The following is a 17,553-nucleotide window of genomic DNA, read 5'->3' on the forward strand; positions in this document are numbered from 1 at the left end:
ACTATATCATAAAAATTAACTACACTAATACCATATGTCAAATTATTTAGTCACTGGAGGTGCTGGTTTCATCGGTTCACATCTTGTTAACTTACTAGTAAAAGAAGGCAGTCAGGTTGTAATATTAGATGATCTTTCAACAGGTAATTTCAATAATTCGTTTAATAAAAATGTTGAATTTGTTCAAGGGAATATCTTAGATCAAGATATTTTAGAAAAACTATTTAGAAATATCGATGGTTGCTTCCATCTTGCAGCGATAGCAAATGTACAGGAATCAATTGATAATTGGTATCATAATCATCAAGTGAATTTAACGGGAACTATTAATATATTCCTTCAGGCAAGTAAACAGAATATACCAGTTGTATATGCATCATCTGCTGCCGTTTATGGCACAGTAAGTGACTTTCCTTTACAAGAGAATGGTAAGGTAAACCCGCTTTCTCCTTATGCAGTGGATAAATTAGCCTGTGAGCTGCAAGCTAAGGTTTTTGGTGAGCTTAAATCTCTTAAAACCTGTGGTTTACGCCTTTTTAATGTTTATGGTAAAGGGCAACTTAGAGGTTCTGATTACTCTGGTGTAATATCGATATTTAAACAGAAAGTAGAAGAGGGTAAGGAACTGGTTGTTTTTGGTGATGGTAATCAAAGTCGTGATTTTATACATGTTTCAGATGTTACCAATATGTGTGTTAGAGCTTTGTCTATTGCGAATACCTCAGCCCCTGTACTAAATGTTTGTACAGGACGTACCTACTCTATAAATGAACTTATTCAATTAATTAATAAGATTGCTATTGTCAAAGGGATAAAATATCTACCAAGTCAGGCTGGGAGTATAAATAGTTCTGTTGGCAGCACAGAATTGGCTCAGCAGCTTTTAAATTATATGCCAGTATATGAGTTAGAAGCTGGATTATTAGAGTTATTTAGTGTAAATTTATGAATTCAAAAGAGACCCTGATTTTAGTATCTGATGTTAGGGGATGGGCTTTTGATAACGTCGCTCAATATGTTCAATCTTTGCTAAACGAGCAATATGATTGTCATATTATTTACAGCTGTGATTACAAAACATATAAGGATTTTTTAATCAAATTAAATCAATATACTTCTATTAAATTAATACATTTTTTCTATCGTGGCTATCTGACAGAATTACTAAGAAGCATAGCAGATAATTCTAGTAATAGTAAGGCTACAGGAGGAATATTATTAAATACTACCATTACCACTAGCATACCTGATCATCTATTTATTGAAAGTGAAAGTGAAATATTAAAAAATTTACCAACTTTCCAATTTATTGATAACTACTACACTACTTCTAAAAAATTATATGATATTTATGCAAATATCATAGATTATCCAAAACCTTGGCAAGTAATTTATGATAATGTACTAATTCAGGATGCGGAATCAAGTCATGATGAAGATCATGCAAGTTTAGTTGTAACATGGATTGGTAATAGTTCTTGGGGAAGTTGGCATAGTAGTACTCCTGATTATAAAGGTCTAAAAACAGTAATTATACCAGCACTAGAACAGCTTGATAAAGATGGAATTCATATCAAAAGATGTATAGTGGATAAAAATGAGCGAATACGTTCTAAACAAGAAATTTGGGAGATTTTAAAAAAAACAGACATTTTGCTAATAGCATCTGTGCAAGAAGGAACGCCGCTAACCATCATTGAAGCTATGGCATTTGGTTGTGCAATTATCACTACGGATGTAGGTATTGCTAGGGAGGTGTTACCTGAGGTGCAACATGAATTTATAATTAACAGGAATCATACAGGATTTATAAATGCAATAAAAAAATTAAATGTTGAAAGGAAACTATTAGCAAAGATTAAACAACAAAACTGTCTATCTTATCAGGAAATCTTTGCAAATAAAACTCAAATGCAAAACTTATGGTATTCATTTATAGAAGACTCAGTAAACAATCATACCAAAAAACAGATATTACAAACAAAACAACAAATTTTAAGCAATATAGAGCTTGTTAATAATAAGAATTCTTCCTTTGTAACGTATAGACTGCTCTCAAAAATCCTTTTTCTCCCATTTCTTAAAGAAATAGCACGATTTCTTCTAAAATATTCTTGGATTAAGTTGTCTGTTAGACGAATAATTACTATGTTCTATTCTTTTTTTTCAAAAAATGACTATGACAATTTTAAAAATTTTATAATCAAATATCAAGGACAAAAACAAGATCGATGTCATTCCAGCAACGGCGGGAATGACATTGAAGAAAGCAGGGATGACATCGGAGAAGTTCAAATGCCTCTAGGACAAAAAGATATTGATGATATTTATGTAATTTATCCTAGCATTTTTCCTGGAGTTGCTAATTCCACTAAAGGATTATTTGATAAAATAATTCCTTTTCCTATGGGGAAATTCAATGTTTTGATAAGTTATATTAACTCGTATTTACCTGACAAAGTTATTACTCCAATAGCAAAATTACTTATAAAAACAGGCATTAAAAACTTAATTATATCTGGAGGGCTTGATGTTCATATTCAATTAGTAGAGAAGCTGCATGAAATGAAAGGGGATAATTGTTTAAATATCTACTACTTATGGCATGGTTCCCCTGCCCAATGGGTAGGTATTGGTCATTGCCAAACTTTTTACAAATGGTTGAATTTATATAAGCAGCATAAAATTAAATCCATTATTACTCTGAAAAATGGTCTAGAACAATTTCTTATAGCCAATGGTGTACAATCTTATCTATTACAAAACTTCATACCATTACATTCCCGCTTTTCCCAATGTCATTCCAGCGAAAGCAAGAATTTAGATACGCTATCTGTGCAGGGTGACATATACGATGAAACAATGTTATCCACCCTTCTCCCAATGTCATTCCCGCGTAGGCGGGAATCTAAAGAAATAGACCAAAAGGGTGCTTTAGACATTCTAGATTCCCGCCGTTGCTGGAATGACATTGTAGGAAGCAAGGATGAAATCGGGGAAGTTCAAATGCCTCTAATAGAAACTGGTAAATTTAAAATTGGTATATGGAGTACATCAAACAGATGGATCAAGAATCTCTACCCTCAATTTGCAGCGATAAGTATGTTTAAAGATCGGGTTTGTTGTTATACTAATTTCTCTTTTGATAACAATAAATATGCTTCTTGGATGATGGAAGATGTAGAACTTAAAGTTTTTCCTGAGAATTTACCACATAAAGAATTAATAAAATTGATGGCAAATACTAATTTAACTTTATACATTACTAATTCGGAATGTTCCCCTATGATAGTTTTAGAAAGTCTAGGTTTAGGAGTGCCTTGCTTAGTTGGTCCTACAGCGGATATTTATGATGATGAATTTTTACGTGATATGTTAACGGTTAACCGTGTTGACTGTCCGTTAACTATATTTAATGCCGTAGAAAAGGTTCAACAAAATATTGATATAATCTGTTCTAAGCTACCTGACTTCATTAAAAAATATAATGAAAGAGCTCTTGCTTTAAAAAACTCTTTGCTGACAGTTATAAAAGATAATCATAATACTACAATGTAGATTTATAGATATTAGTACTTAATACCATTTCCCATTATTAACTACGCTAATACTACAGTTGTAGTTACTACCTAGAGCTGTCATTCCCGCACAGGTAGCGGAATCTAAAAAAATAGCCTAAAAGACTATTAAACATTATTAGATCCCAGCTTTCGCTGGGATGACATCGTTTTGACATTAGTACTACACTGTAGCACTAAATAGCGTAGTTAATAATGGGAAATGGTATAACTTAACTTCAACCACACTACCCCCATTCGGGATAAGAATTAACTAATTCTTATCCCAAATTCGCGTACACTGGTTAATTTAATTATGAAGCTAGTAGTACTATTGATTTTATGCTATATTAGCTTTAATAACTGATTACTACTAATAACATAAATAATTATCATGAGTAACGACAAACCGTTAATTTCCTTTGACTATGCTATTAAGTACCTTCTGAAAGATAAAGGCGATTATACTATAGTAGAAGGTTTTATCTCAGCTCTTCTTAAGACCAAGGGTTATAAGGACGTTAAAATAGTAGCCTTACTTGAGACCAAGAGTAACAAAGAAGATAGTAAAAGTAAAAGAAGTCTAGCTGATGTAATTGTAGAAGACGAAGATCACCATAAATATATTATTGAAATCGAGCGTAATGTTAAGGATTCTTTTATTCATAAGGCCTGCTTTAACACCTCAAGACTTATCGTTGATAACCTTGCCCAAAGGGAAGATTATACCCAAATAATAAAGATATTTCATATATCCCTACTCTATTTTCCTATAGGAAATGGTAATGGAGTTATTTACCATGGTAAAACTATTATTCATGAGATAGAAACTAATGAAAGATTAAATGTGCATATTAAGAATATGGAGACTTCTGAGGTTTTTGATGCTACTGACATCCTACCAGAGTATTTTTATATATCAGTGCCTTTATTTAATGATCGTTTAGAGAAAGAGATTGATGACTGGCTACATGTCATGAAATATGATAAAGTACCACCAAACTATCATTCGCCTTATATGAGCCAAGTAGCGGACAAGCTTAACATTCTCAAAATGACCAAAGAAGAGAGGGAAAACTACTCCTATTACCAAAAAAAACTTTATAACGATAGAAATGAATTGCAAGCTGCTGAAGCTAGAGGTGAAGCTAGAGAAAAAATTGTTATAGCTAAAAATTTACTTAAAGCTGGATTATCAATTGATGTCATTGCTGAGTCTACTGGTTTGAGTATAGAGGAAATCCAAAAATTAACTCTTATAGCTAATGAATCTCAACTTGAACAAGCTTGATGTCACCCCTAACAGGAATGATACTGATAACTTGTTACATCAAATTTAGGTTAATTAACCATAAAACGCGAATTCGGGATAAGAATTAACTAATTCTTATCCCGAATTGGGGTATAAACAAAATATTAAACTATCTGACTATAACTCCACTAATCTACAACTGTAGTACTAGATCATGACACAACAAAGTTTCCTAAAATCATTAAACCCTCAACAACTGTTAGCAGTGTCACATATACATGGTCCTATTCTTGTGCTTGCTGGAGCAGGGACTGGCAAAACTAAAGTGTTAACGACTAGAATAGCCAACATAATCCAGCAAGGGTTAATTCTACCTCAAAATATTCTAGCAGTTACTTTTACTAATAAAGCTGCTAGAGAAATGCAAGATCGAATCAACAAAATGATTGATTGTTATGGGCTAAATATAGGTACATTTCATTCTATAGCAGCAAAAATTTTGCGTCAGCAAGCAGAACATTTGAATTTTAGTTTGAATAGTAGGTTTACTATTATTAGCCCTGATGATCAACTTAAATTGGTTAAAGATATAGTTAAGCAGAAAAATATAGATCCCAAAAAATATGTCCCCAAACTTTTACATATTATTATTTCGTGTTGGAAAGATCAGGGATTATTGCCGTATAAACTTTCTGAATCTGATATTAAGCTACCAATTCATAAAGTGGCTAAATTTGTCTATGACGAATATCAGCAAAATTTACTAGCATCTAATGTAGTAGATTTTGGGGATTTACTACTTTACAATAATGAATTGTTTATAAAAAACCCTATAATATTAAAGTATTATCAGGAACAATATAAATATATTCTGATTGATGAGTATCAAGACACTAACGCTGTTCAGTATCTTTGGGCGAGGATGCTGGCAAGTAGCTCAAAAAATATCTGCTGTGTTGGTGATGATGATCAATCTATATATAGTTGGCGGGGTGCAGAAGTCGGGAATATATTACGTTTTGAAAAGGATTTTCCAAATGCTACAGTAATAAAATTAGAACAAAATTATAGATCTAGCTCAAAAATCTTATTAGCTGCATCAAGTGTAATTGACCATAATAAGAATCGTCACGGAAAAACATTATGGACTGATAAAAATGATGGAGAAAAAATTAAAATTATATCTTGTTGGAATGATAAAGAAGAAGCAAGATTCGTTGTATCTGAAATTAGCAAGTTAGTTACAGAGGGAAAGTATAATGCAGGATTAGTTGCGATATTAGTTAGAGCAGGTTTCCAAACTAGAGCATTTGAAGAAGTGTTTATTAGTAATGCATTACCATACAAAATTATCGGTGGTCTTAAGTTTTATGAACGAATGGAGATACGTGACTTACTTGCCTATATACGTATCACTTTAAATCATAGTGACAATCTTGCTCTTGAACGCATAATAAATGTTCCAAGGAGAGCAATTGGTAATACCACATTAAAACAAATAAAAGATCATGCGGTTGAACATAATATACCTATTATTCCTGCCATTCGTCAGATGTTACAAGCAGAAACTTTTAAAAATAAAGTCAAAGATAGTCTAAACAAATTTATTAGTAATATCGATAATTGGAGTTTACGATATAGAAATGATCCAGCTATTAATGTCACTAAATCTTTACTAGAAGAATCAGGTTATCTTGAGATGCTACAAGAAGAAAAAACAGATGAAGCAATCGGTAGAATTGAAAATATTAACGAAATGCTTAGAGCAATCGCAGAATTCGATAATATTCAAGATTTTATAGAACATTCTAGTTTAGTAATGGAAAATGAGGAATTAGAATCAAATTTTGGGGGTTCTGTTAGCATTATGACGCTCCATGCTGCTAAAGGTCTTGAATTTGATTTAGTTTTTCTACCAGGTTGGGAAGAGGGGGTGTTTCCACATCAGCGATCACTAAAAGAGGGTGAAAAAGGTCTAGAAGAAGAGAGGAGAATCGCCTATGTTGGTATTACTAGAGCTAAGAAAGACCTGTATATTACTTATGCAGAAAGTCGTTTTATGTTTTATGAAATAATAAGATCCTCTCCTTCTAGGTTTCTTGGAGAAATACCAGATAATGTTTGTATTAGAACTTCTTCAACCAAACAACTTAATTATTTAAGTACAAAACACAAAGTTTCTTTTTAATCTTTAAAGAATATGTATACAAATGATATTATTAAGTTATTAAAAGAGAAAAAATATGCAGGCAGAGGAAGAACAATATTTAAAAATAATATATCAATCTCCTATAATTTTTAAAATTAAAGAGATAGCTCTTACGGCATTAAAGATATTTAAAGAAGAAGTAAAGAAAAAATATCCTCAGATTCAAATAGAAACTGATACTCAAGTAATAATAAAAGAAGCAATAGACTCTTTGGTAAAAGCTATTCGTAGCTTATTCAAAGATGAAAAAGAAGAAAAGCGTAATATACCCTATTGGTCAGTAGGATATGTTTTAGGTTTTTTTTCATCTAATTTGTGGACTCACTGGAATGGTGAATATTTATACCCTAAAACTAAGGAGTATCAAAACTTAATGTTTTTAAAATCCATTTTTTTATATAGTAAAGTTGATAGTAAAAATGTCTATCAATTTATTTCTACAATACAGAAAATTTATGATTGTTTCATATCTGATCAATTTAATCCTAATTATATTGCAAATACTGAAGATAAAATAATATCTCTAGAAAATTTTAAAAAGAAAAAAGGAAATTTTGCCCATAAAGAATTTGCTAATTCACTCATTAATTATTTAGAATCTCTTCTTTTACAAGAACATTACAAAGCCTTTGATAATATTACTATAAATGGTAATTTAAAGGATATTCAAAATCTTTTTGAAGATGATGAAATAAATGAGTTAATAAACTTTACTAAACAGCAGTTAAGTGATAAACCAAATTAATTTAAAGTCTAGCTTTTAGAAATGTAAGTTATAATTTATTGCTGAATACTATTAGTGTATTCAAATTTTATGATATATTGTTCTACAAGTTTTAAGAGAAATTTAGCTTGCAAGGATGAAGAAGCTTATTGCTTAATAGAGATATTTTTATATAATCCTTTCATTTTAAGAGATATAGAATGCATAAATATAGGACGCATAATTGTAATGAATTGCGATTAAAGGATGCTGGGCAAGAGGTAAAATTATCTGGTTGGGTACATAGGAGACGAGATCACGGTAATTTAGTGTTTATTGATCTTAGAGATCATTTTGGTATAAGCCAGTTGGTATTTACTGATCAAAATCCAAGTTTAATGGATGATGCTAGTCGGTTAAGGTATGAATCAGTTATAACTGTTGTAGGTAGAGTGGTAGCAAGGAGTGATGAAACAATAAACGACTCGTTAATGACTGGTAAAATTGAAATATTGGCAAGTGAGTTTATAGTTGAGTCTAATGCAGAAGCACTGCCTTTGATAGTTAATTCTGAGCAACTCGCTCCCGAAGAAACTAGGTTAAAATATCGTTTCCTAGATCTTAGACGCGAGAAATTACATAATAACATTATATTAAGATCGCAAGTTATAGCTCACGTGCGCCATCTGATGACGCAAAAAGGGTTTACCGAGTTTCAAACACCAATCCTAACTGCTAGTTCGCCAGAAGGGGCGAGGGACTTCTTAGTTCCAAGCAGATTGCATCCTGGTAAATTTTATGCATTACCACAAGCTCCTCAGCAATTTAAACAATTACTGATGGTGTCAGGATTTGATCGTTATTTTCAAATAGCACCTTGTTTTAGAGATGAAGATGCTAGGGCTGATAGGTCACCAGGCGAATTCTACCAATTGGATGTGGAGATGTCTTTTGTCACGCAGGAAGAGGTATTTAATACCATTGAGCCGGTAATGTATGAGATATTCAGCAAATTTTCTGATAAAAAAGTATCAAATACGCCTTTTGTACAAATTCCATATGAACAAGCGATGCTAAAATATGGTTCTGATAAGCCGGATCTTAGGAATCCACTGATCATTGCAGATGTTACAGAATTATTTAGAGATTCTAACTTTGCTATTTTTAAAGAAAATATAAAAAATGGCTCTGTTGTTAGAGCCGTGCCAGCTCCTAAAGCTTCTGCTTTACCTAGAAGCTTCTTTGACAAAATGGCAGAATTTGCGACTGTAGAGGGGGCAAGTGGGCTTGGTTATATCCAGTTCCTAGAAGATGGACAAGCTAAAGGACCTATTGTTAAATTTCTAACAGATGAGCAATTATTGAATTTAAAGTCTTTAGCGAATCTACAAAATGGCGATGCTGTCTTCTTCTCTAGTGATAAAGTTGATAAAGCATCTAAACTTGCTGGCAAGCTACGAACTAAATTAGGGGAGGAATTAGATTTACTTAAAAAAGATTGTTTTGAGTTTTGTTGGATAACAGATTTCCCATTTTATGAATTAAATGAACAAACCAAAAAAATAGATTTTAGCCATAACCCATTTTCGATGCCACAAGGTGATATGGAGGCACTAGAATCAGCCAAAACAGTAGATGATCTACTAGCCATTAAAGCTTATCAATATGATATTGTTTGTAATGGTATCGAGTTATCTAGTGGTGCAATTAGAAACCATAAACCGGAAATAATGTATAAAGCTTTTGAGATTGCTGGATACTCCCCGGAAATTGTCGATAAAAAATTTGGTGGTATGATCAGGGCTTTTAAATTTGGAGCCCCTCCACATGGCGGGATAGCCCCTGGAATAGATAGGATGGTTATGTTATTAACTGATTCAACTAATGTTAGAGAGGTAATAGCTTTCCCACTAAATCAGCAAGCGGAAGATTTATTGATGAATGCTCCTGATTATATTGATGAAAAAGCTTTAAAAGAGCTTAATATTAACTTATCACCTTCAGCTAGAAATAAATTGTTAACTGAAGGTTCTTAAGTACTAAATTATGAGCAGTATATAGTGAAAAAAAAAACAAGAAATAAAATTATCGGAGCATTTCTAGGTACAATAGTTGAATATTATGATTATGGTTTGTATGGTTTGTCTGCTGGTATTATGGCAGCAAAATTCTTTCCAAATACTGATTATCTAACTAATCTAATAAATGTTTTTGCTATTTATGCGATAGCATATTTATCAAAACCTATGGGATCACTGATTTTTGGTCGTATCGGAGACTTGTATGGGCGTAAAGTTGCATTAAGTATAACCATCATAGGTATTGTAGTGCCTACGCTGGTTATAGGTTGTTTGCCAGAATACTCGTCTATTGGTGTGTGGGGTGCAATAATTTTAGCTTTGTGTCGCTTTATGCAAGGTTTTTTTATAGGTGGAGAATATGATGGAGCGGCTATTTATGTTATCGAACATTTAGGGGAGAAATACCGATATACAGCTTCAGCAATAACTCGTTGTACAGGGGTTGTAGGTTTATTACTAGGGAATGGGGCGACCAATTTTTTTAATGCCCATATTTTTCCAGATTGGAGTTGGCGTATTCCTTTTTTACTTAGTTTACCTTTAGCTTTAATCGTTCTATATTTTCGCCAAAAACTTGATGAAACACCTGAATTTAAAAAGAATCAAGACAGTAAAGCGAAGACGCAAAGCTTGGCTACTTTAATTAAGAAACAGTGGCGAGTTATTTTGATGGCAGTGTTTCTTGCTGGTGGATTTGGTGCAACTTATCAAATATCCATTATATTTATGAAACAATATTTGCCTTTGGTCCTACCGCAGACTAGTTTCATTATTAGTACATTTTCAGTTTTAATAATCATATGTTTTGCCATTCCTATGCCTATTGCTGGCTTACTTGCAGACCGGCTTAGTCAAATGTTAGTATTTAAGTTTAGCTTATTTGGTACTATTGTATCTAGTCTATTATTTATTATATCCGTTAACTATCAGATGGTTAATTTAGCTTTGGGTTCTTGTTTAATGCTAGCATGTTTTGTTGCTCCTTTCAATGCTCTTTCTCATGGTATCATGACAAAAGCTTTTGCTGTCAATGATCGTTATCGTGCAGTAAGTCTTGGTCATAATATTGGGTCAATGTTGATGTCTGGTACAGCTAATTCTGTCTGTTTAATATTAATGAGATACCTAAATTTTCAATTATTCCCAATCATATATCTTATGTTCTTTGCAATATTAGCATATTTTATGGCAAAATGTTTTGAGAAAGATTATAAAAACAAAATTAAGTTGCAAACTGATATTAATTTATAAAATTTATCTTTTACTCGATAATCAAGTTTTTATTGAGTTATATAATTCAGGACAGTTTAAAAGTCATGAAAAGAAGCCGAGAAGATGTCATGAATTGTAGCCTTCAGAAAAAAACTTGATTATCGAGTATTAGATAATATGGATTCCCGCCCACGTGGGAATGACAGCTCTGAGTAGTAACTACAACTATAATACTACTCAAATATACTTGCAAGAATAACACAATAATTATTACAAAAAAGTAAATTTTTGTTTAATATATTGTTTTTTATTGTATCTTATAAAACAATATCGCAAAATCTTTTTCCTAGGTTGTTATATCACCTTTTTAAGATAAAACAACCTAGTTATTTTTAACTAAAAAGATTATTATATATGGCTAAACAACAAGATTCATCAAGAGTTTCTTTTATATCTATTACTGATATGTCTCTTACTAATACAACTACACTCACTGAAATACAAAAAGCTCAGAAAGTGCTTAAATCTGTTCAAGAACTAGATGTTCTACCAATATGCTATATAGTTAATGTATCTAAGAAAACACAGCACGGCAGTCTGATGAATAAAAGTTAAGTAGATTGTAATAATAAAGTTTTTGCAAAAAGTACAGAAATGACATAAGAATCTCTAAATAAGATAATTATTTTAGAGATATTGATGTTAAAAGAAAAAGAATTTATCAAGAGTTTTGCAGAACATTTTTGTGATATTAAAGAACATAGACAAGAGAGTAAAATAGCTTATCCGTTAATAGAATTATTGTTTTTAGCAGTAGTAGCAGTTGCAGCAAGGGCAGAGAGTTGGGAAGAAATTGAAGAATTTGGTAAAGCTCATATTGATACTTTAAGAGAATATTTACCCTTTAAAAATGGCTCTCCTAGTGATTGTACTATTAGAAGTTTTATTACTAGATGTGATTCTAAGCAATTAAATAAAGTATTAGTAAAATATTTTAATCATGATTTAAATGAGAAACATTACGTAATAGATGGCAAGACGCTTAGAGGTTCAAAATATAAAGATAGTAGAGCGTTACATTTTTTAAATGTCTATGCAGCTGAATCGGGTGTCACTTTGTTTGGTCAAGCAATTGATAGCAAAGACAATGAAATCACAGCTATTCCAGAAGTAATAGAATGTTTGGATATTAAAAATGCAATAGTTACTATTGACGCCATGGGGTGTCAAAAAAACATAGCCAAACAGATTGTAGAAAAAGAAGCTGACTATATTTTAGGCTTAAAGATGAACCATCCTGGATTATATAATGAGGTTGAAAAGTCCTTTCAGGTAGACATAGCTAAGTTTCTAGAAACAGATGTGGCAGAAACTTATGATAAAGGGCATGGTAGAATTGAAGAAAGAAAATGCTGTGTAATACGTGATGTTAAAAAAATATTTGGTTATGAGCAATGGACTGGTTTGAATTCTGTTATCCAAGTAAAAAGAAAAGTAGTTGAAAAAAATAAAGTATTAGAATCAGTAAATTATTATATTAGTAGTTCTAATAATTCCGCTGAAACAATGTTAAGAAGCATAAGATCTCATTGGGGGATTGAATCTATGCATTGGGTGCTCGATGTGGTATTTAATGAAGATGCAAACAGCATACGTCAAGGCAATGCTCCTGCAAATATGGCTATTATTCGAAGGTTTGTATTGAATATTTTAAATAGAATAAAGACAAAAAGAGAGACCAAGCCAAAAATGATGCTTACTATGGGTTGGTCATCAAATAACTTAAAGCGTTTTATTAATGCATTAATAAAAATTAACTAATTGTTCATCAGGTCACCGTGGAAAACACAGGAGAAGTTTCTTAAGGAATTCAATCATAAGCCTATTATACAACATATACAACACACTAAAAAATTCTTTAATAAGGAGAAAGTTAAATTAAAAGATGAAGTTGAAATAGAGGCAATCTGTAAAGTATTAGATATAGCTACTCTCCTTGAAAAATTTAATCTAAATATTAGAGATATACTCAAAACAGCTGGTATATCTCCAGATATATGTGATAAGCTTGATAAGGACTATACTATAAAGCAGGCTTTGCAATGTCTTGAAAAGTGGAATAATGAATTAACAACAGGAAATAATGATCCAAATACACCTAGTCCTACAAAATCAAAAGTGCTTACTGAGGCACATGATCAGTTAGTTTCTAGATATTCAGCCTCTATAAAAGAGTTGCAAGCTAAAAATAATGATCCAAATACACCTAGTCCTACAAACTCAAAAGTGCTTACTGAGTCAGTACATGATCAGTTAGTTTCTAGATATTCAGCCCCTATAAAAGAGTTGCAAGCTAAAATGAAGAAAAATGATTCTCAAGAATCGGGTTATTCTGGTTCTTTTAGTGATGAATTAACTAATACTAGCACTATTAGTAATAAGCTACCACCATGTCCACCTTCTAGGGACTATTCTAAATATAAGCATAATGTAGATATAGCCAATAAGTATCATGATAGTGATCATCATGATACTTATTATCATCCTATACTAGGAGAACATACTGATGTTTCGTTCTAAATTATAAAGCAGATAACATCATTTTACCATATATGTCATTCCCGCATAGACATTGCTAGCGTGGATCAAAAACGCCAACGCAAGTAATGGTAATCTGAATTTGATGTAAGACATCGGTTTAATAGCCTAGGGTGTCATCTCTGTCTCTTCGGATGTCACCCCTGTTTGTACCATTATGTCATCCCCGCGAAGGCGGGATCTAAAGAAACAAGCAGAAAGGGTGCTTTAGATATTTTAGATCCCAGCTTTCGCTGGGATGACATAAAGGGAAGTAGGGACATATACGATGAAACGATGTCATTCCTGCTTCGGTGCGGAATCTAAAGAAATAGACAGGAAAGGTGCTTTAGATATTCTAGACCCCTGCTTTCGCAGGGGTGACATCCACAACTGTCGAAAGTTTACAAATACCTATACCACAACGTCATTGCGAGCGTAAGCGAAGCAATCTAGGAAACAATTTATAGATAAATGATGTTACTGGATTGCTTCGTCGCCACCAAAGTGGCTCCTCGTTAATAGCTCTAGGCTATTCTCCCTATGACTTTTAAATGCCATGCGTAAGGTGAGTATATAAGTACCCTCATTATCACTTAAATCTGAGTCTGTAATGATGGCGTCATTCTCTACCGAATGTTGCATTTCACGACCATAAGTTTTTCATTTTATTAAAAAAACTAGCATCATCCTCATCTTTGTCGCTTGTAAATTCTTTATCCAGCAATTCTAGTAATTCTTTTTGTTTTTTAGTAAGATTCTTTGGTATCTCAATATGTATGTGGGCAAACATATCACCTCTAATGCTTGATCTAACCTTAGACATACCTTTGCCTTTTAACCTAAGTTGTTCGCCATTTTGTGTACCAACGGGTATTTGTAATTTTACCTTACCACCTTCTATATCTGGGACTTCTACTTCTCCACCTAAAATAGCTTTAATAAAGCTAATTGGTAGTCTGCAATGCAAATTAATTCCATCAACTTTATAGAGGTCATGCGGTTTAATAGTAACAAAAATATACAAATCCCCGTTATTGCCTCCTCGTACTCCGGCATCTCCTTCACCAGTAAGCCTTATTCTAGTACCTTCTTCAATACCAGCTGGAATATTTACTAATAAATTTCTATGTTGTGAGTAACGCCCCTGACCATGACATTTTTTGCATGGATTTTTAATGATTTGTCCTGAACCTTGGCATTTTCCACAAGTTTGTTCTAATGTAAAGAAGCCTTGTTGTCTTCTTGTAACCCCTTGTCCTGCACAAGCGTCACATTTGGTCATTCCGGCATTACTTTCTGACCCGTTGCCGTTACATGTTTGGCATTTTACTTCACTGGTAAAACTAATATTTTTGTCGATACCACGAAATGCTTCTTGCAGAGTAACTATGATATCATATTTTAGATCTGAACCTCTAATAGTAGTTGATGGTCGTTGTCTTCTTGCCCCGCCACCCATAAAATCATTAAAAAACTCACCAAATATATCATTTATATCAGGTCCACTATTGTTATGTCTTCCAGTTGACGATGCTGCACCTGAATTCTGAAAAGCATCATGTCCAAAACGATCATAGGCAGCTCTTTTTTGTTCATCTTTTAGGATATCATAAGCACTGCTTATTTCCTTGAACTTTTTTTCTGCTTGTTTATCCTGTGTATTACGGTCAGGATGATATTGCATCGCCAATTTATGATAAGCTTTTTTTAGCTCTTCCTGGGTAGCAGTTTTACTAACCCCAAGTATTTGGTAATAATCTTTTGTCGACATAATAAGAATATCTGATTTTAAATTTAGTTAATTTATCCTTTTGCATCATTCGATGTCACCCCTACTCACCATTATGTCATCTCAGCGAAGGCTGGGATCTAGAATATCTAAAGCACCCTTCCTGTCTATTTTTTTAGACCCCTGCTTACGCAGGGGTGACATCCGAAGATGCAAGGATGACATCTCAGAGCCTAAAATTCCTACTTGTTGCTGACATCTTCGTAGTTAGCATCAACTACTTTGTCATCATTCGTCTCAGGTTTTTCCTCACTATGATCATCTGGCTGAGATTTATACATAGCTTCTCCTATTTTCATACTACTAGCCATAAGAGCATCAGTTTTTGCTTTAATTTGCTCAAGATTATCAGACTCTAAAGCTGCTTTTAACTCTGTTATGCTATTTTCTACTTCTTGTTTATCACTAGCTGATATTTTACTATCATGTTCTTTTAGAGTTTTTTCGGTTGAATAAATTAAACTATCAGCACTATTTCTAGCCTCAATTAATTCACGACGCTTTTTATCATCCTCAGCGTTTTTTTCTGCATCTTTTACCATTTGTTCAATTTCCGTATCACTAAGACCTCCAGAAGCTTGAATAGTTACTTTTTGTTCCTTACCACTAGCTTTATCCTTGGCAGAAACATGAACTATACCATTAACGTCTATATCAAAAGTTACTTCAATTTGCGGTAATCCTCGTGGTGCAGGCGGGATGCCATCAAGATTAAATTGACCAAGTATTTTATTATCAGATGCCATTTCCCGTTCACCTTGGAATACCCTAATCGTTACAGCATGCTGGTTATCGTCAGCAGTAGAGAATACCTGACTCTTTTTAGTCGGAATAGTAGTATTACGATCAATCAGCCTAGTAAATACCCCACCAAGAGTTTCAATACCTAAAGATAAAGGGGTGACGTCTAGCAATAATATATCAGTAACTTCTTTATTTAACACTCCTCCCTGAATAGCAGCACCTAGAGCCACGACTTCATCAGGGTTAACTCCTCTATGTGGTTCACGACCAAAGAATTCCTTTACTTTCTCAATAACTTTTGGCATTCTAGTCATACCGCCAACAAGTACTACTTCTTGAATATCCGAAGCTTTTAGCCCAGCATCTTTTAAAGCTTTCTTACATGGTTCTATTGTATCATCAATTAACGTTGCCACTAAGGATTCTAATTTCGCCCTAGTAAATTTTATATTTAAATGCTTAGGACCTGAGCTATCAGCTGTAATATATGGCAAATTAACATCAGTTTGAGGTACAGATGATAATTCTTTTTTAGCTTTTTCAGCAGCTTCTTTCAGACGTTGCAAAGCTAAAGGATCTTTGCGTAAATCTATACCACTTTCTTTCTTAAATTCATCAATTAAATAATCTAGAATTCTAGAATCAAAATCTTCGCCACCAAGGAAAGTATTACCGTTGGTAGATTTAACTTCAAATACACCGTTACCTATCTCTAAAATTGATACATCGAACGTACCACCACCAAGATCATAAACGGCAATTATTTTGCTCTCAGCTTTATCGAAACCATATGCTAAAGCAGCTGCTGTTGGTTCATTGATTATCCTTAATACTTCCAAACCAGCAATTTTACCAGCATCTTTAGTTGCTTGACGTTGTGCATCATTAAAATATGCTGGTACAGTAATGACTGCTTGTGTTACCTTCTCACCAAGATAATTCTCGGCTGTTTCTTTCATTTTTTGTAAAATGAAAGCACTAATTTGGCTTGGAGAATATTTTTCGCCCTTAACTTCAACCCAAGCATCGTTATTAGCAGCTTTTACTATCTTGTATGGTACAAGATCTTGGTCTTTTTTTACCATAGGATCAGAGAAACCTCTACCTATCAATCTTTTAATGCCGTATAAAGTATTCTCTGGATTGGTTACAGCTTGACGTTTAGCTGGTTCGCCAATTAATTTTTCACCGTCATTACCAAATCCTACCATTGAAGGAGTAGTCCTAACTCCCTCAGCATTTGCTATGACTCTTGGTTCTTTTCCTTCCATTACCGCGACGCAAGAATTTGTTGTTCCTAAATCTATACCTATGATCTTTGCCATATACACTCCTAATCCCAATTTAATAAATCAACTTGATAAGTTTTGATATAGTGTCTTCTCGTCCATTTTACAAGAGGTAGATGTGAAAAAAAGTTATATCA

12 protein-coding genes are annotated in these 17,553 nt (G+C 33.0%); 10 read left to right on the forward strand and 2 right to left on the reverse strand.

The window, feature by feature from the left end:
• The first annotated feature begins 34 nt into the window (after positions 1 to 34).
• From AAGD29_RS02135 to AAGD29_RS02180, 10 genes are all read left to right on the forward strand, one after another.
• On the forward strand, positions 35 to 949 hold the full coding sequence (locus tag AAGD29_RS02135; RefSeq protein WP_341758343.1) for an NAD-dependent epimerase/dehydratase family protein: 915 nt from the start codon (positions 35 to 37) through the stop codon (positions 947 to 949).
• On the forward strand, positions 946 to 3,558 hold the full coding sequence (locus AAGD29_RS02140) for a glycosyltransferase (RefSeq protein ID WP_341758344.1): 2,613 nt from the start codon (positions 946 to 948) through the stop codon (positions 3,556 to 3,558). The genes AAGD29_RS02135 and AAGD29_RS02140 overlap by 4 nt, the downstream gene beginning before the upstream one ends.
• 393 nt (positions 3,559 to 3,951) lie before the next feature.
• Positions 3,952 to 4,848, forward strand: coding sequence for an Rpn family recombination-promoting nuclease/putative transposase (locus AAGD29_RS02145; RefSeq protein WP_341758345.1), 897 nt, complete (start codon positions 3,952 to 3,954; stop codon positions 4,846 to 4,848).
• A gap of 175 nt (positions 4,849 to 5,023) precedes the next feature.
• Entirely contained in the window at positions 5,024 to 6,997 is a 1,974-nt protein-coding gene (locus AAGD29_RS02150; protein WP_341758346.1) for a UvrD-helicase domain-containing protein, read from the forward strand.
• A 55-nt stretch (positions 6,998 to 7,052) separates the two neighbouring features.
• Entirely contained in the window at positions 7,053 to 7,763 is a 711-nt protein-coding gene (locus tag AAGD29_RS02155; protein WP_341758347.1) for a hypothetical protein, read from the forward strand.
• Between the two features lie 179 nt (positions 7,764 to 7,942).
• Positions 7,943 to 9,757: an aspartate--tRNA ligase gene (gene aspS / locus AAGD29_RS02160; RefSeq protein ID WP_341758348.1), complete on the forward strand. Its 1,815-nt coding sequence runs from the start codon at positions 7,943 to 7,945 to the stop codon at positions 9,755 to 9,757.
• A gap of 21 nt (positions 9,758 to 9,778) precedes the next feature.
• On the forward strand, positions 9,779 to 11,053 hold the full coding sequence (locus tag AAGD29_RS02165) for an MFS transporter (protein ID WP_341758822.1): 1,275 nt from the start codon (positions 9,779 to 9,781) through the stop codon (positions 11,051 to 11,053).
• A 375-nt stretch (positions 11,054 to 11,428) separates the two neighbouring features.
• Positions 11,429 to 11,629 (forward strand): hypothetical protein, encoded by a 201-nt coding sequence (locus AAGD29_RS02170; protein WP_341758349.1) that lies wholly within the window; start codon positions 11,429 to 11,431, stop codon positions 11,627 to 11,629.
• Positions 11,630 to 11,713: 84 nt separating this feature from the next.
• Positions 11,714 to 12,835 carry an ISAs1 family transposase gene (locus AAGD29_RS02175; protein ID WP_341758350.1) on the forward strand — a complete coding sequence of 374 codons (1,122 nt, stop codon included), beginning with the start codon at positions 11,714 to 11,716 and terminating at the stop codon, positions 12,833 to 12,835.
• The gene (locus AAGD29_RS02180) at positions 12,836 to 13,594 is read left to right on the forward strand and encodes a hypothetical protein (RefSeq protein WP_341758351.1); all 759 of its coding nucleotides are present in this window, start codon (positions 12,836 to 12,838) and stop codon (positions 13,592 to 13,594) included.
• 643 nt (positions 13,595 to 14,237) lie between these two features.
• On the opposite strand, the gene dnaJ is transcribed toward AAGD29_RS02180, so the two are convergent.
• Positions 14,238 to 15,365, reverse strand: coding sequence for a molecular chaperone DnaJ (gene dnaJ / locus AAGD29_RS02185; RefSeq protein WP_341758352.1), 1,128 nt, complete (start codon positions 15,363 to 15,365; stop codon positions 14,238 to 14,240).
• Positions 15,366 to 15,565: 200 nt separating this feature from the next.
• Entirely contained in the window at positions 15,566 to 17,452 is a 1,887-nt protein-coding gene (gene dnaK, locus AAGD29_RS02190; RefSeq protein WP_341758353.1) for a molecular chaperone DnaK, read from the reverse strand.
• Between the last annotated feature and the right edge of the window lie 101 nt (positions 17,453 to 17,553).

This window comes from Candidatus Tisiphia endosymbiont of Ditula angustiorana, from assembly GCF_964026425.1.
Taxonomy (GTDB): domain Bacteria; phylum Pseudomonadota; class Alphaproteobacteria; order Rickettsiales; family Rickettsiaceae; genus Tisiphia.